16 protein-coding genes are annotated in these 20,209 nt (G+C 72.2%); 8 read left to right on the forward strand and 8 right to left on the reverse strand.

What is annotated here, in order from left to right; all coding sequences use genetic code 11:
* The first annotated feature begins 1 nt into the window (after position 1).
* Together ACIGYR_RS09245 and ACIGYR_RS09250 are read left to right on the forward strand one after the other, a co-directional pair.
* A complete protein-coding gene (locus tag ACIGYR_RS09245; protein WP_399596525.1) occupies positions 2–586 on the forward strand; it encodes an RNA polymerase sigma factor in 585 nt (194 codons plus the stop codon).
* A gap of 1 nt (position 587) precedes the next feature.
* Complete coding sequence (locus ACIGYR_RS09250) at positions 588–1,859, forward strand: hypothetical protein (protein ID WP_399596066.1); 1,272 nt, start codon at positions 588–590, stop codon at positions 1,857–1,859.
* Positions 1,860–2,168: 309 nt separating this feature from the next.
* Here ACIGYR_RS09250 and ACIGYR_RS09255 read toward each other — a convergent pair whose 3' ends face one another.
* Both ACIGYR_RS09255 and ACIGYR_RS09260 read right to left on the reverse strand, forming a co-directional pair.
* Positions 2,169–5,504, reverse strand: a complete 3,336-nt coding sequence (locus tag ACIGYR_RS09255) for a S8 family serine peptidase (RefSeq protein WP_399596064.1) — start codon at positions 5,502–5,504, stop codon at positions 2,169–2,171.
* A gap of 154 nt (positions 5,505–5,658) precedes the next feature.
* Positions 5,659–6,201: a CGNR zinc finger domain-containing protein gene (locus ACIGYR_RS09260; RefSeq protein ID WP_399596062.1), complete on the reverse strand. Its 543-nt coding sequence runs from the start codon at positions 6,199–6,201 to the stop codon at positions 5,659–5,661.
* A gap of 126 nt (positions 6,202–6,327) precedes the next feature.
* Between ACIGYR_RS09260 and ACIGYR_RS09265 the strand changes: the two genes are divergently transcribed.
* The 5 genes from ACIGYR_RS09265 to ACIGYR_RS09285 all read left to right on the forward strand — a co-directional run bounded on the left by ACIGYR_RS09265 (position 6,328) and on the right by ACIGYR_RS09285 (position 10,932).
* A complete protein-coding gene (locus tag ACIGYR_RS09265; RefSeq protein ID WP_399596060.1) occupies positions 6,328–6,807 on the forward strand; it encodes a VOC family protein in 480 nt (159 codons plus the stop codon).
* 2 nt (positions 6,808–6,809) lie between these two features.
* Positions 6,810–7,787, forward strand: coding sequence for a pyridoxamine 5'-phosphate oxidase family protein (locus ACIGYR_RS09270; protein WP_399596058.1), 978 nt, complete (start codon positions 6,810–6,812; stop codon positions 7,785–7,787).
* Positions 7,772–8,239 (forward strand): NUDIX hydrolase, encoded by a 468-nt coding sequence (locus ACIGYR_RS09275; RefSeq protein ID WP_391845537.1) that lies wholly within the window; start codon positions 7,772–7,774, stop codon positions 8,237–8,239. Before ACIGYR_RS09270 ends, ACIGYR_RS09275 begins: the two co-directional genes overlap by 16 nt.
* 208 nt (positions 8,240–8,447) lie before the next feature.
* On the forward strand, positions 8,448–9,587 hold the full coding sequence (locus tag ACIGYR_RS09280) for a serine hydrolase domain-containing protein (RefSeq protein WP_399596056.1): 1,140 nt from the start codon (positions 8,448–8,450) through the stop codon (positions 9,585–9,587).
* A gap of 151 nt (positions 9,588–9,738) precedes the next feature.
* On the forward strand, positions 9,739–10,932 hold the full coding sequence (locus ACIGYR_RS09285) for a glycosyltransferase (RefSeq protein WP_391845618.1): 1,194 nt from the start codon (positions 9,739–9,741) through the stop codon (positions 10,930–10,932).
* A gap of 79 nt (positions 10,933–11,011) precedes the next feature.
* On the opposite strand, the gene ACIGYR_RS09290 is transcribed toward ACIGYR_RS09285, so the two are convergent.
* The 3 genes from ACIGYR_RS09290 to pepN form a co-directional block, all read right to left on the reverse strand.
* A complete protein-coding gene (locus tag ACIGYR_RS09290) occupies positions 11,012–11,821 on the reverse strand; it encodes an SGNH/GDSL hydrolase family protein (RefSeq protein ID WP_399596054.1) in 810 nt (269 codons plus the stop codon).
* 197 nt (positions 11,822–12,018) lie between these two features.
* Entirely contained in the window at positions 12,019–13,059 is a 1,041-nt protein-coding gene (locus ACIGYR_RS09295) for a hypothetical protein (protein WP_399596052.1), read from the reverse strand.
* A gap of 207 nt (positions 13,060–13,266) precedes the next feature.
* Positions 13,267–15,849, reverse strand: a complete 2,583-nt coding sequence (gene pepN, locus ACIGYR_RS09300) for an aminopeptidase N (RefSeq protein ID WP_399596050.1) — start codon at positions 15,847–15,849, stop codon at positions 13,267–13,269.
* A gap of 140 nt (positions 15,850–15,989) precedes the next feature.
* Between pepN and ACIGYR_RS09305 the strand changes: the two genes are divergently transcribed.
* The gene (locus ACIGYR_RS09305) at positions 15,990–16,652 is read left to right on the forward strand and encodes a DsbA family protein (protein WP_391845547.1); all 663 of its coding nucleotides are present in this window, start codon (positions 15,990–15,992) and stop codon (positions 16,650–16,652) included.
* 378 nt (positions 16,653–17,030) lie between these two features.
* Here the strand turns inward: ACIGYR_RS09305 and ACIGYR_RS09310 are convergent, their stop codons facing one another.
* The 3 genes from ACIGYR_RS09310 to ACIGYR_RS09320 form a co-directional block, all read right to left on the reverse strand.
* Positions 17,031–17,678: a superoxide dismutase gene (locus tag ACIGYR_RS09310; protein WP_399596047.1), complete on the reverse strand. Its 648-nt coding sequence runs from the start codon at positions 17,676–17,678 to the stop codon at positions 17,031–17,033.
* Positions 17,679–17,807: 129 nt separating this feature from the next.
* Positions 17,808–19,193, reverse strand: coding sequence for an amino acid permease (locus ACIGYR_RS09315; protein ID WP_399596045.1), 1,386 nt, complete (start codon positions 19,191–19,193; stop codon positions 17,808–17,810).
* A 122-nt stretch (positions 19,194–19,315) separates the two neighbouring features.
* Positions 19,316–20,206 (reverse strand): TauD/TfdA dioxygenase family protein, encoded by an 891-nt coding sequence (locus tag ACIGYR_RS09320; RefSeq protein WP_391845553.1) that lies wholly within the window; start codon positions 20,204–20,206, stop codon positions 19,316–19,318.
* Positions 20,207–20,209: the final 3 nt, after the last annotated feature.

The following is a 20,209-nucleotide window of genomic DNA, read 5'->3' on the forward strand; positions in this document are numbered from 1 at the left end:
TGTGCTGCGCGGAAAGGCGCGCCGCGACCAGGGATCGTCCGTCGTCGGCACGGACCGGAGCGGTGGGACCGGTGGGACCGGCATACCCGGCCCTGCCGGCGACGATCCGCTGGACGCGGCCCAGGAACGGCGGGTGCGGGCGGTGCTCGCGCTCGGCGGGGTGCCGCAGTCCGACCTGCCGGACGGGGTACAGCAGGTACGGCTGCGGCTGCTGGAGCGGACGGCGAGCGGTCGCGAGGCACCGCGGGACGTGTCGGCGTGGGCCGCGGTGGTCGCCTCCAATCTGGCCATGGACTGGCACCGGGCCAAGCGGCGCCAGGAACGGCTGGGGGAGCGGCTGGCCGCGCTGCGCGAGCCGGCGCACCCCTCCGGCGAGGAGACCAGCCTGCTCTCCCTCGCCGTCGCCCGGGGCCTGGACGAGCTGCCGGCCGCCCAGCGGCAGGTGGTCGTGCTGCGTTTCTTCGCCGACCTGCCGGTGCGGGGCATCGCCGAGGAGCTGGGTGTCCCGGAGGGCACGGTGAAGAGCAGGCTGCACACGGCGGTCCGCGCGCTGCGCGACCGGCTGCACGGGGACGAGGTGGTGTGACATGCCCGCCGAACACGAGGACGCGCGGGACGCCGCAAACGCCGGGGGCAACGGGGCGTACGGGAGGCAGGAGAACCACGAGGGGCAAGGGAACCGCGAGGACAAGGGGAGCCGCGAGGAGTACGGGGACCACGGGAACCGCGAGGACTACAGGAAGCACGGGAACCGCGAGGAGTACGACGGGATGGACGCGCTGATGGCCGCGATCACGGGCGACCCGCTGCCCGAGGAGGCCCACCGTGACCCCGCCTTCCTCGCCGAACACCGGGCGGCCGAGACCGACGTGGCGGTGCTGCGGGACCGACTGGCGTGGCTGGCCGAGGCACTGACGGGAGAGGAGGGGGAGGAGCGGTCCGGGGCCGCGGTGGCCCGGGGCAGGGCGGCTGGGGACGCGGCGGCCGGGGGCGTCGTGGTCGGAGGCGCGGTGGCCGGGGAGACGGCGGTCGCGGCCGGGGATGCGGAGGCCGGAACCGAGGTCGGAGGGACGCAGGTCGGAGAGCCGGGGACCGGTGATGCGGCGGCCGGGGATGCGGAGGCCGGAGGGACAGAGGTCGGAGAGCCGGGGGCCGGTGACGCGGCAGCCGGAGAACCGGCAGCCGGAGAACCGGCGGTCGGTGATGCGGCGGTTGGAGGGACGGCGGTGGTCAGCGGTGCCGTGCGGGCCGGGGCTTCTGCTCGCCCTCGCCGCCCCCGGAGCCGTGTCCGCCGTGTCCGCCCTGCCCGGCCGGCCCGTCCGCCGCGGCCGGGGCGGGCGAGTGGGCCCCGTCGGGCCGTGCGGATCGCGCTCGGCTCGCTCGCCGGTGTCGCGGTGTTCTCCCTGGCCCTGGGCTTCGGCCGGCTGGTGACGCAGGGTGGCCTGACGGACGACGACGGCGGCGCGTCCAAGAGTGCCGACGCCGCGAGCGGCACGTCCGCAACCGGCGAGCGGCCGGCGGACCCGGAACGCGAACTGGCCTGCTCCCGGCTGGTCGTGGAGGGAACGGTGACGCGGGTGGAGCGGCAGGAGGACTCCGCCCGGAGCCGGGTCACGCTGACCGTGAGCCGTTCCTACCGGCCCGCGCACGGCCCGGCCGAGGTCGGCTTCCTGCTCGACGCGGGCGCGTGGCCGGCGCCGCGCACGGGACAGCACGCGCTCGTCACGGTCGCTCGGGGCGAGCGGTACGCGAGCCTGTGGGCCGTCGGCGACGCCCGCGTGGCCGCCGAGCGCGCCTGGATCACCGAGGCCCTGCCCGGCTCCCGCGCTCTGTCCTGCCCCTCCGACGACGCCTCCTGAGCCGGGAGGGAGCCGTCCCGACCGGACCCCCGGATCGCCGGACCCGGCCGGGCGGGAAGAGGAAGAACCGGGCCCGGCCGGGTGGGAGGAGGAAGAACCGGGCCCGGCCGGGCGGGAAGAGCAAGAGCCGGGGCCGGCCGGGCGGGACGAAGAGAAACCGGACCCGGCCCGGTGGGGCGGAGAAGAACCGGGACGAGCAAGGAAGAGGGGCGGGTGTCCGTCAGGCCACCCGCCCCTCCCCTTCGCGTCACCCCGTTACGGCGTGACCTTCGCGTCAGCCCGTTACGGCGTGACCTTCGCGTCAGCCCGTTACGGCGTGACCTTCTCGATCTTCACACTGCCGACGCCGACGACCGTGCCGTGCGCGTTCACCAGCTGCACCCGGCCGAAGAACTCGCGGCCGGCCGGAGCCTCGGCGGCGGCTGTGACCTGGCCGGTCACCGTCGCCGACGCGCCCGTGCCCAGCTCGACGGGGGCCGAGTCGCCGACCGTGACGGAACCGAGCGCGGAGGAGAAGAACACGTCCCGGTAGTCGTAGTCGGTGGAGCCGGACGGGACCGAGTAGCCCACGACCTCGATGGTGTAGGTGCCGGCGGCCGGGGACGGCACCGAGACCGCCTCCTCCGCATCACCGTCGGCGGACTTGCCGACCTCCTTGCCGGACGCGTCGTACACCGTCAGGTCCAGGTCGGCCGCCGTGTCCGAGACGCCCCCGATGGCGACGTCGAGCGAGGTCGCACCGGCGGGGACGACCACCGTGCTGGTCTGCGTCTCGCCCTCCTTGATGGCCGGCCGGGCCGACTTGGCGGAGCCGAGCGGGCCGCCGACGAGCTTGCCGTCCAGCGCGGCGTACTTGTTGGTCACCTTCCAGGAGGCGGTCACCGGGGTGCCGGCCTTGGCCTCGGGGACGGTCACGGTCTCCGGGTCGAAGGCCGCGCCGAGGACGGTGACGTCCAGCTTGTACGGGTTGTCGAGCAGCGGTGAGGTGCGGCGCGCCTCGACCTCGACCTCCCAGACGCCGGCCTGCGGGGCCGCGTACGAGCGCACGTCGGGCTTGCAGCCGTTGCCGTCCAGGTAGTTGTTGTAGCAGTACGGGGTGCCGGTGTTGTCCGACGGGACGCCGTACGGGTGGATGGCGATGAACCGGGTCTGGCTCTTGTCCTTCAGCCCGCCGATCGCGACCTCCAGCGACGTCGCGCCCTCGGGCACGGTCAGGAAGTACGACCGCGTGCTGTTGCGCTGGACCGAACCGGTGGCGGACTGGGTGTAGCGCACCGGGTCCGAGACCACGACGGTGGAGAGGACCTGCCTGTCGATGCCCTCGGTCTTCGGGTCGTCGACCTCCAGGATCGCGCTCTTGATGCCCGCCGACTCCGGGGCGGCCTGCACCTTGACGGTCACCGGCCGGTTCAGCGGCAGCCCGACGACGTCGTCGCCGACGATCCGGAAGGTGTGCCCGGCGTTGTTCTCGAAGTGCAGCTCGTGCCGGACGGCCTTGTCCGGGCCGGAGGTGCGGGTGATGGTGACGTCGTACGTCTTCTTCTGGCCCGCCTTCAGGCCGCCCTCGCGGTCGTAGAGGCCGGTGCCGAAGCCCGGGGTCTTCAGGGCGTAGTCGATCGCGGTGTCGACCGGGGCCTTGACCGTGTAGTCGTGGGCGGTGGCGTCGTCACGGATGGCGTCCCACGCGTCCACGATGTTGATCAGACCCGCGCCCTCCTCGTACGCCTGCACATCCTTGATGTGGTCGGCGGTCGAGGTCAGCGCCGTGCGCAGCTTGGCCGGGGTGAGGTCGATGCCCTTCTGCTTCGCGGCGCTCAGCAGCAGCGCGGAGGCGCCGGCGGCCTGCGGGGAGGCCATCGAGGTGCCCTGGAGCATCGAGTAGCCGGCCGGCAGCGAGTAGCCCGCCTCGGCGACCGGGGAGCCCGGCAGCCAGGTCTGCGTGGTGTTGATCGCGGCGCCGGGCGCGCTCAGCGTCGGGGTGAAGCCGCCGTCCTCACGGGGGCCGCGCGAGGAGAAGGGCATCATCGCGTACTTCTTCGCGACGGCCGAGCCGTAGTTGGCGGCCCAGGTCTCCTTGGAGATGGCCGCGCCGACCGAGATCACCTTGTCCGCGAGGCCGGGGTCGCCGATGGTGTTGGCGCCGGGGCCGGAGTTGCCCGCGGAGATCACCAGCTGGACGCCGTAGGTGTCGATGAGCCGGGTGTACAGCTCGGCGCGCGCGTTGTTGCCGTCGTTCAGTGCCGGCAGGCCGCCGATCGACATGTTGACGATGTCGACGCCGCGGTTGGCGACGAGGTCGATCATGCCCTCGGTGAGCGCGACGTTGGTGCAGCCGCCGGTCCAGGTGCAGGCCCGGGAGGAGACGATCTTCGCGCCCGGGGCGGCGCCGTTCATCCTGCCGCCGAACAGTCCGTGGGCGGCGGTGATGCCGGCCACGTGCGTGCCGTGCTCGGACTCGATGACGCCGATGTTGACGAAGTCGGCCTTCTTGCCGACCCAGTCGCCGCCGTACGGGTCGGTGGGCACGTCCTTGCGGATCTGCACGACGAACGGCTGCCGCTCGACGACGTCGGTCTTCGGGTCGTCGGTGCCGAAGTACCCGATCTGGTAGCCGTCCTTGTACGGCTTCATGGGTGCGTCGTCGGTGAAGTCGAGGTTGTTGTTCAGGTCGACGCGGACGGTGCCGGCGGCCGGGTCGTAGAGGATGCCCCAGGCGTCGGTGGTGTCGCCGTCGCGGTTGGCGTCGCCCTTGGCGTCGCCGCCGGCCGTCGCGGACTCGCGGAACAGGCTGACCTGGTAGTCGCCCGCGGGCGCCGTCCAGGCCGCGCCGCCGTAGCTGAAGGACGGCCCGCTGACCGGGTTGGTCATCCGGCGCCAGGTGCCGTCGCTGTCGAGGATCGGGTCGGTCGCGGTGACCCAGTCGACGATCTTGCGCTCGCCGGTGGTGGTCTTCTGCAGCGCCGGATGGCCGAGGTCGACGCCGGAGTCGAGGATGCCGATGGTGACACCGCGGCCGTCCGCCTTCGGGTGCGCGTCGACGAAATCGACGGCTCCGGTCTCGAAGGAGGGGTTGTACGGGTTCTCCGCCGGGGTGTTCCTGCCCGGTGCCGGGTACGCCCCCGTCGCCTTCGCGGACTTGGCGGCGGTGTCCGCGCCCGGCGCCGGGTCGTCGAGCGGGATCTCCCGCCTGAGGTCGATGGCGTGCACCGAGGAGAGTCCCGCCGCCGCCTTGATGGCCGCGTCGGCCTTGCCGGTGGGCACGGTGGCCCGCACGTAACCGACCTTGTCGTAGCTGCGGCCCACCGAGCCGCCCTTGACCGCGTCCAGCTCCCGGGCGACCTGCTCGGTCTGCCCCGGGGCGGTCGCGATCATCATCGTGATGTTCTTGGCGCCGTCGGCCTTGGCCGCGGCGAGCGCGTCGGCGTCGTCCGAACCGAGCTTGTCATGAGCGGACTTGACGCCTTGGCCGGCGGCCGGGGCGGAGGGGGACACCTCCCGCGCGTCGAGCGATGGGGAAGTGTCCGCGGCGAGGGCCAGGGGTATCGGTCCCGCCGCGGAGAGGGCGGCCACCACGCCCACGGCCACGGCTATGCGGGCCAGGCGTCTCGGGCCGGATATGGGATCACGCTCGGGGGTGTGGGTCATCGGCATCCCTCAGGTAAAGGAACGAGCGGACGAGAGCGCTCAGCTTTACCGAAGGGTCCGGAATTTGGGGACCGTTGACCGAAACGAGATGAACGTATGGGGAAAACCCGCGATGGGATTTGAGCGGTTCAGGCGTCGATAGCCTGGTATTTACTCAGTTGTCCTTCGAACGCGCGTAATGGCGGGACGCCTTCGCCCGGTTGCCGCACGCGGCCATCGAGCACCAGCGGCGGGTGCCGTTCCGGGAGGTGTCGTAGAAGTGCAGGATGCAGCTGCCGCCGGCGCAGGTGCGGATCCGCTCCGGAGCCCGCGTGAGCAACTCCAGGTAGTTCCGGGCGGCGAGCCAGGCCGGGGCCCACGACGGGTCGGCGAACTCGGGCTCCTCGGCCGGACCGCCGGCGGTCAGCCGGGCCCGGATGCGCCCGTGCTCCAGTACGGCGTCCACCAGCGGCGCCGCCTGCCGCGGTGACCCGTCCACCGCGGCCTTGAGTGCCTCGCGCGCCGTGCGCAGATGGCGCAGCACCTCCGCGTCGGCCGGGTGGGTGCCGGCCAGCCCGTTGCCGTCGAGCCACACCGCGAGCCCCGCCGGGTCCGCGAGCAGGTCCTGGGTGACGCCGTCCCTGTTCCAGCGGGTGTTGAGCAGATCGAGCGCGAGGGGCTCGCCGGTGAGCGGGCGGGGGTCTCGGGCGGTGGACATCGGGCATTCCTCCTCGACTAACCGGTCAAGCGTACGTGACCGGTTGACCGGGTCGGAACTAACCTTCTACTGTGGCTGACGACGGTTAGAGATGCCTGCGCGGCAGGCACGTCGAAGGGGAGAACCATGAGCTTGCGCACCGGCCACACCGGCCTCAACGTCACCGACCTCGACCGCTCGCTCGCCTTCTACCGGGACGTCCTCGGCTTCGCCCTGCTCTCCGCGGGCGAGGAGGACGGCCGGCGCTACGCCTTCCTCGGCGACGGCAGCGGCCACGGCGACGGCAGCGGCCACGGCGACGGCGGCGAGCTCGTCCTCACCCTCTGGCAGCAGGCGCGGGAGCCGTACGACGGCGGCCGGGCCGGACTGCACCACCTCGCCTACACCGTCGACTCGGTGGACCGGGTCCGCGCGTACGAGGCGGCACTGCGGGCGGCCGGCGTGGAGTTCGCCCACGACGGCGTGGTGGCCCACCGCGAGGGCTCGGCCTCGGGCGGGATCTTCTTCCACGACCCCGACGGCACCCGTCTGGAGATCTCCGTACCGCACGGCGCCGGGGACGCCCCCGCCCCCTACGCCTCCGCCCCCACCTGCGGCTTCTTCTAGAGATGGGCGTCTATCACGCGGGCTCGCGGGCGGTGCAGGACCTGGTCGGCGTCCGCGAGCGCGCCGACCACGTGGGGCGTTCCCTGGGTCAGGACATCAAGGTGGTCGCCGCGGCCTTCCTGGAGCTCCAGCCCCTGCTGGTGGTGGGGGCGGCGGACCCGGGGACGGGGCGGGTGTGGGCCTCACCGCTCACGGGGCCCCCGGGCTTCGTCCGGGCCACCGGGCCCCGGCAGATGTCCGTGGACACCGGTGCCGGGCGGGGGTCCGGCGGGTGGGCGCGAAGTGGCGCCCCTGCCCTTCCCCCGCGGCGCGCCCCGTTCCCGAACGACGGTCCCGACCCGCTCGCCACGGCCCTGAGGACCCCCGGCACCCCGATCGGCACCATCGCCCTGGACCCCCGCACCCGCCGCCGTATGCGCCTCAACGGCAGGCTGAGGCCGACGGCACGGGGCTTCGCCGTCGAGGCCGACCGGGTCTTCTCCAACTGCCCCCAGTACATCCAGCGCAGGGAGTCGTACGAGGTGGTCGCCGACCGGGTCCCGGGCACCCCCCGCCGGCTGACCGAACTGGACCCTTCCTCGGCGGAGTCGATCCGCGCGGCCGACACCTTCTTCCTCGCCACCACGCACGACGCCGGCGCCGACGTCAGCCATCGCGGCGGCAACCCCGGTTTCGTCCGCGTCACCTCACCGCGCGAGCTGGCCTGGCCCGACTACTCCGGCAACGCCATGTTCCTCAGCCTCGGCAACCTGCGCGCCGACCCGCGCGCCGGCCTGCTCTTCCTGGACTGGGACACGGGCACCACCCTCCAGCTCACCGGCGAGGCCCGCACCGAGTTCGCCCCCGACGGCACCCGCGCCGTCCGCTTCACCCTCACCGAGGCCCGCCGGACCCCGGCCGCCCTGCCGCTGCGCTGGTCCCCGCCGCAGTACTCACCGGCCAATCCGCCCGCTAACGTCAGGGAATGCGAAGGAAGTTGAGGGTGGCGGCCTACGCCGTGTGCGTTCGTGACGGACAGATCCTGCTCGCCCGCTCACCGGGACCCGACGGCACGCCCGAGTGGGTGCTGCCCGGCGGCGGCATGGAGCACGGCGAGGACCCGTACGACACCGTCCGCCGCGAGGTCACCGAGGAGACCGGCTACCGCATCGAGGTGACCGGTCTCCTCGGCGTCGACTCCTCCCGGCGTGTCTTCCCCGGCGGGCGCCCGCTGCGCCGTACCGACCACCACGGGCTGCGCATCGTCTACGAGGGCGAGGTGACCGGCGGCGAACTCCGGTACGAGATCGGCGGTTCCACCGACTTCGCCGCCTGGCAGGACCTGGACGCCGTGCCCGGGCTCACCCGCGTACGCCTGGTCGACGTGGCCCTGCGGCTGTGGCGCGAACGCCCCCCGCACGGACGCCTGAAGGACCTTCCCCTGCCCCAGTAGATGAACGAGGAGTGACCGGCCCCGGCCCCGCGCGATCCACTCCGTGCCCGCCCCGGCCCCGCGCGATCCACTCCGTGCCCGCCCCGGCCCCCGTGATCCACCAAGAAAGGCTGAAAGTCACTCAACCGACCCCACCGGGGCAACCCTCCCGCCGCACCCCCGGGTCCCTACCCCCGACCGCACCACACATCACCGGTTGGGGGAACACATGCGCGTACGCGCGACTCTCGTGGGCAGCACCGCCCTGCTTATCACGGCGGCCCTGGCTGCCCCGGCCGCGGCCGCTTCGGCACGCCACTCCGGCGGCGGCCACTCGGCCACCCGCGAGGCGATCGAGGCGGCGGTCGAGGCCGGCGTACCCGGCGTGACCGCCACCGTGCGGGACGCCCACGGCACCTGGTCCACCACGGCGGGCGTCGGCGACCTGCGCACGGGCAAGCCCCGCTCGGCCGCCGACCGCTACCGTGTCGGCAGCATCACCAAGACCTTCGTGGCCACCGTCCTGCTCCAGCTGGAGGCGGAGGGCCGGCTCTCCCTGGACGACAAGGTCGACCGGTGGCTGCCCGGCACGGTGCGCGGTCACGGACACGACGGCCGCCGCATCACCGTCCGCCAGTTGCTCAACCACACCAGCGGCATCTACGACTACACGTCCGACGACGACTTCGGCCGCGCCCACTTCCTCAAGGACGGCTTCTTCCGGCACCGCTACGACACCCTCGCCCCGGGCACCCTGGTGGCGATCGCGATGCGGCACGAGCCGGAGTTCGCGCCGGGCACGTCCTGGAGCTACTCCAACACCAACTACGTCCTGGCCGGCATGGTGATCGAGAAGGTGACGGGCCGCTCCTACGCCACCGAGATCAACCGCCGCGTCATCGCCCCCCTGCACCTGACGGCCACCTCCGTCCCCGGCACCAGGGTCACCGTCCCGCGGCCGAGCAGCCGCGCCTACTCCAAACTCGCCGCGGCGGCGACGGGCCCGACGTACGACGTCACGACCCTCAACCCCTCCCTCGCCTCCTCGGCAGGCGAAATGATCTCGGACTCCGCGGACCTGGACCGTTTCTACGGCGCCCTGCTGCGCGGAAAGCTCCTGCCGGCGCGCCAGCTGAAGGAGATGAAGACGACGGTGAAGATCGACGGAGTCCCGAACGTCCGCTACGGCCTCGGCCTGATGGACACCAGGCTGACCTGCGGTGTCCACGTCTGGGGCCACGACGGCGGCATCCACGGCTCCACGTCCTCGGCCGTGACGACGGCGGACGGACGCCATGCCCTCGCCCTCAATCTCAACGCGGACTGGACGGGCGAGCCGGGGCCCGTGATCGAGAAGGAATTCTGTTAGCCGACGTTTCATTCGCGTAGTTCTGCGTTAACTCGCACGCAATGTCCGTACCGCCTCATATCGGCTAACCCGCTGTGAACGGGGATGGCTGGATCTTTTCGATCATTTATGCGAGGCGGGTGGTCGTGTGCGCGCTCGGCACGAACTGCGTGTGCTGTCGGTCTATGAGGGGTTCTTCTCCGGGGGAGCCCGGATCGTGCACTCCGACATCGTTCTGGGACTGGCCGAGGGCGGCCAGTCCCACCAGGTACTCAGCATCCATGGCGAGGTCCACCGCGAGGCCACCCGGCAGCGCATGGAGGACGACGCCTGCTACCGGGCGCTGACCGCCGGCGCGGTCGGCGTCACCTCCCTGGGCCGCACCGCCGGCCTGGTGGACGGCACGGTCGCGGCGCATGTTTTCAGCGGGCCGGAGCTGGCCGAGACCGCACGGTCGATGGCCGCGGCCGACGTGATCCTCTCGCTGAAGGAGCAGCCGCTGGCGCTGCTCAACCAGGCCGGGCTGCCCCGCCGTCCGGTCGTGGTCTGCCTGCATCGCTCCGACCCGGAGAACCAGGGCCCCGCCCTGGACGAGCTGAAGGCCGCCATCGCCGACGGCACGGTGGTGGCCTGCGTGTGCTGCGCCGAGTCCACACGGGCCGCGTACGAGGCCGCCGGCATCCCGCGCGAACTGCTGCACGTCATCCCCAACGGGGTGGACCTGCTGCGCTTCCGCCCGGACGCGGCGGCCCGGCTCGCCTTCCGCGCGTCCCTGGGCATCCCGGCCGCGGCACCGGTGATCGTCTTCGCGGCCCGTTACGCCACGATGAAGAACGTCCCGCTCCTTCTGCGGGCCGCCCGAGCCTGGCTCGCCCGTGAGCCCGAGGGCCGGGTCCTGATGTGCGGCGCGGGCATGGACGGCGCGAACCCCGCCCTGGCAGCCGACATCGCGAGCGCGTTCGGCGCGGACCGGCATCTCGCCGGACGGGTCCGCCTCCTCGGCGTACGCCGCGACATGGAGACCGTCTACGCCGGCGCCGACGTCGTCGCCCTGACCTCCGCTTCCGGGGAGGCGGCGCCGCTGTGCCTGATCGAGGGCATGATGTGCGGCGCCGTTCCCGTGACGACGGACGTCGGCGACAGCGCGGAGATCGTCCGGGGCCACGGTTTCGTGACCTCGCAGGACCCCGAGGCCATCGCGCTGGCCTGGACGGCGGCGGTCGCCGGCCGCGCCGGACTCGCCCCGGCGTCGGCGGCGAGCCGTGAACGCTTCAGCCGTACGCGGATGATCGCGGCGTACGCCGCGCTGCTCGACGGCGTCCACACCCGGGCCTCGCGCCTGCCGGCGCTGCCCGAGCCGCTGTAGACCCCGGCCCCCGGCCCCGGCCCTCCCCGGATCCCCGGACTGGGGTCACCGTCGGCGGGCCGTGGGTGCGAGGCGTGATTCAGGACGCGCGGGTGAGGGCCGGCAGGTAGCCGAGCGACTGCCCCGGTGCCGTCGGGTGGTACGACTCGGTGATCGCCAGCACGTCGACGCTGTGCAGCCACGGGCTGGACGAGCAGATCTCGTGGCCAGTGAAGGCGGCGGTCACGTCGGCGAAGGTGAACCCGTGGAGGGCGGCGCGCTGGGCGATCACCGCGTTGAGGTGGTCCACGGCGTCGTTGAGGGTGGTGCGTGCACCGTCCTGGAGGCCCAGCGCACAGCTGCCCCGCAGGTGGTAGAGGTGCGGGTAGCCGAGCACCACGACACGGGCGGCGGGTGCCCGGTTCCGGATGGCGGTGTAGAGGACGTCGAGGTCGCCCGCGAGCGTGCTGTCCATGACGGCGCGGGAACGGGAGACGGCGGACAGGCACCGTTGGGGGCCGCCCAACGCGCAGGTCGCCAGGACGCCGACGAAGCCCGTGTCGCTGCCGCCGACGGTGAGGGTGACCAGGCCGGTGCGGGCGCTGAGGTGGCCGAGCTGCTCGGTCAGGACCTCCTTCGCGTCGGCGCCGTTGCACGCGGCGAAGCTGAAGGTCGTCGGCGCGTGGGCCTCGGCCCACAGCACGGGGTACGCCCGGCTGCTGCGCTTGCACTCCTTGCCGGAGGCCAGGTAGTCGCCGGCGCCGACACCGGAGGAGTAGGAGTCGCCGAGGGCCACATAGCCGCCGGCCACGGCCCGGGACGCCACTTGAGCCGTCGCGGGGGCGGCGAACGCGCAGGCGGCCGCGAGGAGGAGGGAGCACGCGCCGGCCGCTATTCGGGGCTTTCTCATGACTCTCCTGTATCGCGGTCCGCCCGGCTCCGCCCGTCCCGCTGGTCCGTTGCGGTGAACCCTCACCCGGGCGGCGCAGCACAAGTGGCCCGGCGGCGGCACACCTGCGGAGGGGCCGCCGGCCTGTGGCCCGGTGGCCCCTCCGCTCCCCTCCTGACGGTCTTTCCGGCGCCCCCCTGCCCGCCGGTCCCGGCCCGTCACGACCGGGGCAGCACCACGACGTAGGCGGCCGGGTCGCGGTCGCCGGACGCCATCAGCGCCGTCCGCACCACCGCCGCCTGCTGCTCCAGGGACTCCCGGAGCTTCCTCGGCGTGATGTACACGACCGTGATGCCGAGACGCTCCAGGTGCTCCCGCTTGCGGGCGTACTCCGACCACAGCGCGTCGTCGTCCTGACGGGGCGCGCGGGTGTCGAGTTCGACGGCGACCGCCTGCTCCGGCCAGTAGGCGTCCAGACCGCCCAGGTGCGGGCCGCCGGGCAGGCGCAGGTCGACGTTCCAGACCGGGTCGGGCAGGCCGTACTCGCGCACCATCCGGTACAGCCGGTCCTCGGCGATCGAGCGGCCCTCCGCCAGCAGCGCGTCCACCGCGTCCACCACGTGCGGGCGGCTCAGCAGCTTCGCCTGGTTCAACTCCCGGACGACGGCGGCCGGTTCGCAGTGGCCGCCGCGCACCGACTCGGTCAGCAGCCGGCGTACCGCCTCCGCGTCCGTCAGCTCCGCCACCGCGTCCGCCAGCGCCCGCGGCACCGGCGCCACCGGCAGCCCCGTCACCGCCTGCGGGGTGGGCAGGGCGGAGGTGCGCAGGACGCGGACGTAGCCCGTGGAGCGCGGTCGGCGCGACCGCGGCACCAGGACGTCCACGTGGTCCAGCGAGGTCAGCGGCGGGGTGGTCGAGAAGCCGTGCAGGGTCAGCGCCGCCAGCCCGGTGATCACCGCCTCCGCGTACACCGGCCGGTGCGGGCTCTCGGCCGTCGGCTGGACCGGGACGCCCGGCTCCGCCGCGCGAGCGGCGTACAGCAGGGCGCCGTGCAGCCGCTCCTCGCCGGTGGGCGGGCCGGGGTGCAGCAGGATCACGTTCGGGAGCAGCTCCCGCCACGGGCCGTTGGGGCGGCACTGCTCGCTCAGTGCGGCCGAGGGCACGCCGTGGGCGCGCAGCTGGGCCGTCGTCAGGACGCGGCGGTGGACGTCGGAGAGGTGGTGCAGGGGACGGGGGGAGAGCGGGGTGTTGTGGGTCATGGCGTCGGGATTCCCGCGCCGGGTCCCGCCTTTAACCGCTGTTACACGGCCGTCGAGAAATGCGGACAAGACGGGACTAAAGGTCAGGTGTTCGGGTGCCGAGTAGGCACCGAAAACCCCTGGTCCGATCGGGTGCGGACCAGGGGTTACGGCTGCGTTTGCCCGAATTTCGTAACGGTCACCGACCGGGCAAGCTCAGGCCAAAGATCAGTGGTCGGAGGCCGCCGCATCGCACGCCTGTGCGCGCAGCGCCCGCGCCAGGTCGTCCCGTGCCTCCAGCACCAGCCGGCGCAGCGCCGGGGCCGCGTCCTCGTGCGCCGCCAGCCACGCGTCCGTCGCGTCCAGGGTCTCCGGACGGTCCTGCAGCGCCGGGAACAGGCCCCGCACCACGTCCATGCCGATCTGGATCGACCGCTCGCGCCACACCCGCTCGATCGCGGCGAAGTACAGCTGCGCGTACGGCGCGGTCAGCTCCCGCTGCGACGGCTGGGCGAAGCCCGCGATCGTCGCCTCCACCAGCGCGTTGGACAGCGTGTCCGCCTCCACCACCTGGGCCCACGCCTGCGCCTTGACCGCCGCCGACGGGCGCGCGGCCAGGCAGCGCACCTGGTGCCGCTTGCCGGACGCAGTGTCGTCGCGGGCCAGTTCCGCCGCCAGCACCGATTCGTCGGCCGCGCCGTGCGTCGCCAGCGGCTCCAGGAACGCCCAGCGCAGTTCCTGGTCCACCTCCAGCCCCTCGACCTCGGTCGTGCCGTCCAGCAGATCCCTCAGCAGCTTCCGGTCCGGCTCCGTGGCGGCCACGGCCGCGAAGAACCGCGCCCAGGCCAGCTGGTGCTCACTGCCCGGCCCGGCCGCCCGCAGCTCCCGCAGCGCGCCCTCGGCCAGCAGCTCCCCGCCGGTCTCCCGCCAGGCGGGCGCCACGTAGTGCACCAGCGCCGAGTTCGCCCAGGCGTGCAGCATCTGGAGCACACCGATGTCCGACTCGCGGCCGGCGAAGCGCAGCACCAGGTCGATGAACTCCCGCGCCGGCAGCAGCCCGTCCCGGGTCAGGTTCCACAGCGCCGACCAGCACAGCGCCCGGGCCAGCGGGTCGGTCAGCGCGCCCAGGTGCGTCCGCAGGGTCGCCAGCGAGGTCTCGTCGAAACGGATCTTGCAGTAGGTCAGGTCGTCGTCGTTGACCAGCACCAGTTCCGGCGCCTCGGCGCCCGCCAGCTCGGCCACGACCGTACGCGGCTCGTGCACGTCCGTCTCCACGCGCGCGTACCGCTCCAGCGTGCCCTGGGGCGTACGGCGGTACAGGCCCACGGCGACCCGGTGCGGGCGCAGCGTCGGGTACGCCTCCGGAGCCTCCTGGACCACGGCCAGCTCGGCGATCCGGCCGCCCGTGGTGTCCAGCAGCACCTGCGGGGTCAGCGAGTTCACCCCCGCCGTCTCCAGCCAGGACCGGGACCACTGCGTCATGTCCCGGCCGCTCGTCTCGCCCAGCACCGACAGCAGGTCGTCCAGGCGCGTGTTGCCGTACGCGTGGCGCTTGAAGTAACGCCGGGCGCCCTCCAGGAACGCGTCCTGGCCGACGTACGCCACCAGCTGCTTCAGCACCGAGGCACCCTTGGCGTAGGTGATGCCGTCGAAGTTCAGCTTGGCGTCCTGAAGGTCCCGGATGTCCGCCGTGATCGGATGCGTGGAGGGCAGCTGGTCCGCGCGGTAGGCCCAGGCCTTGCGGCGGTTGGCGAAGGTGGTCCAGGCGTCCTTGAAGCGGGTGGCGCCCACGTTCGCGAACGTGCCCATGAAGTCCGCGAAGGACTCCTTCAGCCACAGGTCGTCCCACCACACCATGGTGACCAGGTCGCCGAACCACATGTGCGCCATCTCGTGCAGGATGACGTTGGCCCGCGCCTCGTACGACGCCTGTGTCACCTTCCCGCGGAAGATGTACTCCTCCCGGAAGGTCACCAGACCCGGGTTCTCCATCGCACCCAGGTTGTACTCCGGCACGAAGGACTGGTCGTACTTCCCGAACGGGTACGGGTAGTCGAAGTGGTCGTGGAAGAAGTCCAGGCCCTGCTTGGTGACCAGGAAGACGTCCTCGGCGTCGAAGTGCGGGGCGAGGCCCTTGCGGCACATCGCGCCCAGCGGGATCTCCAGCTTCGAGCCGTCCTCGAAGGTGCGGGTGTAGGAGTCCGTCACATAGTGGTACGGGCCCGCCACCACACACGTGATGTACGTCGAGATCGGCTTGGTCTCCGCGAACCGCCAGACACCGTCGTCGAGTTCACCGGCGCCGTTGCTCCACACCGTCCAGCCCTCGGGCGCCCGCACCTCGAAGCGGTACGGCGCCTTCAGATCCGGCTGCTCGAAGTTCGCGAACACGCGGCGGGAGTCGGCCGGCTCGTACTGCGTGTACAGGTAGACCTCGCCGTCCTCCGGGTCGACGAAGCGGTGCAGGCCCTCGCCGGTGCGGGAGTAGGCGCACTGCGCGTCCACCACCAGCTCGTTCTCCGCGGCCAGGTCCTCCAGCGCGATCCGCGAGCCGTCGAAGACCTCTCCCGGATCCAGGTCCCGGCCGTTGAGCGAGACGGCGGTGACGCCCGGCGCGATCAGGTCGGCGAAGCTGGACGCCCCCGGCTCGGTGCAGCGGAAGCGGATGGTGGTCACCGAGCGGAACGTGCGCGGCTCGCCGTTCCCGTCGCCGACGGCGGACCTCAGGTCCAGGGACACGTCGTACCCGTCGACGGACAGCAGGGCGGCCCGCTCCCGGGCCTCGTCGCGGGACAGATTCTCACCGGGCACGGGCGGCACTCCCTCGTGGTCGCGTCAGTGGTGGCTGAACAGGAGCGATCCTGCCATGCGCTCCTGACGGTGGGCACCAGGGAATGCCGGTCCCGCCGACGTCGTTGCCCCTTCAAAAGACCTTTTCGCTGAGGAGCACCATGTCCGAGACCGCTCGCTCGTCCGGCAAGACCCCCGTCGACTTCTGGTTCGATCCGCTGTGCCCCTGGGCCTGGATGACCTCCCGCTGGGTGCTGGAGGTGGAGAAGGTCCGTGACATCGAGGTCCGCTGGCACGTCATGAGCCTCGCCGTCCTCAACGAGGACAAGCTGGACGAGCTGCCCGAGGACTACCGGGACATGCTCGCGACCCAGGCGTGGAAGCCGGTGCGCGTGGTCACCGCGGCCTGGCAGAAGCACGGCGACGACATCCTCGGCCCGCTCTACACCGCGCTCGGCACCCGCGTCCACAACAACGGCGAGGGCGCGACCGTGGAGGCCATCGCCGGCGCGCTCGCGGACGTGGGACTGCCCGCCGAGCTGATCGAGTACGCCGAGCAGGAGGACTTCGAGTTCGACGCCGAGCTGCGCGCCTCCCACAAGGAGGGCATCGAGAAGGTCGGCCAGGACGTCGGCACCCCCGTCATCGCGGTTCCGGGACCCGGCGGCGAGCAGATCGCCTTCTTCGGCCCGGTCGTCACCCCCGCCCCCAAGGGCGAGGAGGCGGCCCGCCTGTGGGACGGCACGATCGCAGTGGCCTCGGTCCCGGGCTTCTACGAGATCAAGCGTTCCCGTACCAAGGGCCCCGACTTCAGCAACCTGTGACCCCCTGAGACGGGCCCGGTGCCGCCGGCGCGGCGGGCCCGTCCGCCGCCCGGCTGCACCCCGTCACGGCCGCCGCAACAGGCCCCGGTCCATGGCGACCGTCACCCCACGGACAGCAGCCAGCCGAGGAGGGCCCGCCAGGGGTGCCGGGCGCTCCGGCGCGCCGCGCGCACGGTCAGTGAGTTCATACCCGCAAGCCTCGTCGGCCAGGGCATTTCCCGGATACGGATGCCCGGTTGAACTCGGCGTCGACGGATCGGTGGAGTCGGGGGGTGGGGAAGACCCCCGCGAGTCACGTCCTCGCGGGGGTCTCCTTTCATCCGCCTGCCGCCGTGAAGGGTGAGAAGACGATCACGAGGCAGGACGATCCGGGGCCGCTCAGGGCGCGAGCAGCAGCACGTCCGCGCGGGACTTGGCGGCCTCGTACCGGCGGGCGACATCCTGCCAGTTGACCACCTGCCACATCGCCTCGATGAAGTCCACCTTCTGGTTCCGGTACTGGAGGTAGAAGGCGTGCTCCCAGGCGTCGAAGACCAGGATCGGGGTGGCGCCCTGGCCGACGTTGCCCTGGTGGTCGTAGACCTGCTCCACGATCAGCCGGCCGCTGAGCGGCTCATGGGCGAGCACGCCCCAGCCCGAGCCCTGGGTGGTGGCCGCGGCCTTGGACAGCTGCGCCTTGAAGCCGGCGAAGGAGCCGAAGGACCGCGTGATCGCGTCGGCCAGGTCACCCACGCCGTCGGCGGCCAGCGGCTCGCCGCCGCCGTCCTTGGGGCCGGTCATGTTCTGCCAGTAGATCGAGTGCAGGATGTGCCCGGACAGGTGGAAGGCCAGGTTCTTCTCCAGGCCGTTGATCGAACCCCACGTCTCCTTGTCCCGCGCCTCGGCCAGCTGCTCCAGGGTGTCGTTGGCGCCCTTCACATAGGCCGCGTGGTGCTTGTCGTGGTGCAGCTCGATGATCTCGGGACTGATCACGGGAGCGAGCGCGGAGTAGTCGTAGGGCAGGTCGGGCAACGTGTAGACGGGCATGGGTGTCCCCTCCGGAACCTTATTGCAAGTATCTTGCAACTACACGCTAGCAATAAGTGCTTCGGAGTAACAGAAAGGCCCCCACGTGTCGCACGTGGGGGCCTCGCCGGTCGCCGGCCGGAGCAGGTCTCAGCGCCGGGCGCGCGCCCGCTGCCAGCCGTAGCCGACCGCGGCCAGGAGCAGGGTCATGCCGCCCGTCGAGTACAGCTGGACACGGGTGTCCGGCTCGCGGGCCATCAGGACGAAGATCGCGGTCATGCCGGCCAGCGCGACCCAGGTCAGCCACGGGAACGCCCACATGCGCACGACGAGCTTCTCGGGGGCCTCGCGCTCGATGCGGCGGCGCAGCCGCAGCTGGGACACGGCGATGAAGATCCAGACGACCAGGATGACCGCGCCGATCATGTTCAGCAGCCAGCGGAAGATGTCGTCCGGGCGCCAGTAGTTGAGCAGCACGCAGACGAAACCGAGGACGCACGAGGTGAGGACCGCGATCCGGGGCACTCCGCCGGACAGCCTGGACAGCGCCTTCGGGCCCTGGCCGCGCTCGACCAGCGAGTAGGCGATGCGGGAGGCGCCGTAGATGTTGGCGTTCATCGCGGACAGCAGGGCGGCCAGGACGACCACGTTCATCAGCTGGCCCGCGCCGGGGATGTCCAGGTGGTCGAGCGTGGCGACGTACGGACCCTTCTCCACGACCTCCTTGGCGTCCCACGGCACCAGGGTGACGGCGACCGCCATCGAGCCGATGTAGAACAGGGCGATGCGCCACATCGCCGTACGGACGGCGGACGCGACGCCCCGGACCGGATTCTCCGACTCGGCCGCCGCGATGGTGACCGTCTCCAGGCCGCCGTACGCGAAGACCGAGGCGAGCAGGCCCACCAGCAGGCCCTCGCTGCCGTTCGGCATGAAGTCCGTCAGGTGCGACGCGCCGGGGGAGTCGGTGCCCGGCAGTACGCCGGCGATGGCCAGCACGCCGAGGATCAGGAAGAGGGAGATCGCGCCGACCTTGAGCGCGGCGAACCAGAACTCGAACTCGCCGAAGTTCTTCACGGCGGTCAGGTTCGCCCCGCAGAACACCACCATGAACAGCGCCACCCACATCCACTGCGGGGTGCCCGGCAGCCAGCCCTGGACGATGCTCGCGGCGCCGATGCCCTCCAGGCCGACCGCCGTGCACAGCAGCACCCAGAAGGACCAGCCCGCGGTGAAGCCGGCCCACGGGCCGATCGCCCGCTCGGCGTGCGCCGAGAACGACCCCGACGACGGGTACGCGGCCGACATCTCGCCGAGCATCCGCATGACCAGCATCACCAGCAGGCCGGAGACCGCGTAGGCGACCACGATGGACGGGCCGGCGGCGGCGATGCCCGCGCCGGAACCGACGAACAACCCGGCGCCGATCACCCCGCCGAGAGCGATCATGGACAGGTGGCGCTGCTTGAGGCCGTGGGAGAGGGAGCCGTCCGCTCGCTGCTGCGGCGGTGTCTCCGTGGTGGTGCTGCTGGGCATGGGGCGCGGCTCTCCCAGTGCAATAGGCGGGCAAAAACCCCGCCAGTGTGGGCGGCCCGTCCGCTCAGGCGAAGGGGCCGCCCACTATACGGACACCCGCTGCACGCAGGGTGAACCCCCGGTTACGCGGCCACGGGGGTGTAGTGCGAGGCGTCACCCTCGATCGAGTAGCTCTCCTTGCCCTCGATGCCGACCGGGACGTCACCGGCGACGGTCACCCGGTGCAGGCGCCGCGGCCGCCCGTCGTAGTTGTCGATGGCGTAGTGCTGGGTGATGCGGTTGTCGAAGAGCACCAGCTGGTTCTCCGACCAGCGGTGGCGCAGCACGTTCTCCGGGCGGGTGACGTACGCCTGGAGCAGGTCGAGGATCTTGCGGGACTCGCCCGCCGACAGGCCCGTGATCCGCTGCGCGAACCCGCCGATGAACAGCCCGCGCTCGCCGGTCAGGGGATGCACGCGGACCACGGGGTGCGCGGTGCGGTACGTGATCGAGGTGAACCGGGCGCGCTGGGCGGCCTTCTCCTCGTCGATCTCCTCGTCCGGCACCGCGTAGTCGTAGTCGTTGGTGTGCTCGGCCCACAAGGTGTCGGCCAGACGGCGCAGCGGCTCGGGCAGATCGCGGTAGGCCGCCGCCGCGTTGGCGATCAGCGTCTCGCCGCCGTACGGCGGAACGGTCAGCGAGCGCAGGGTGCTGGCCTGCGGCGGGTTGAGGACGAAGGTGACGTCGGTGTGCCAGTGGTTGGCGCGGCCCCGCTCGCTGTCGACCGGCAGCACGTTCGGGGCGCCGTCGACCGCGCCGACGGTCGGGTGGGCGGTGGTCAGGTCGCCGAGATGGCGGGCGAACGCCTGCTGGCCTGCGTCGTCCAGGCGGACGTCGTCGAAGACCAGCGCCTTGTGGACGTTGAGCGCCTCGCGGATCGCGCCGACCTGCTCCGGGGCGAGCGGTCCGGAGATGTCGACGCCGGAGACCCGGGCGCCGATGCGTGCGGTGACCTTGGTGATCTCGATGGACATGAG

Origin of the sequence: Streptomyces sp. NPDC053076 (assembly GCF_044546845.1) — a bacterium.
Lineage (GTDB): Bacteria > Actinomycetota > Actinomycetes > Streptomycetales > Streptomycetaceae > Streptomyces.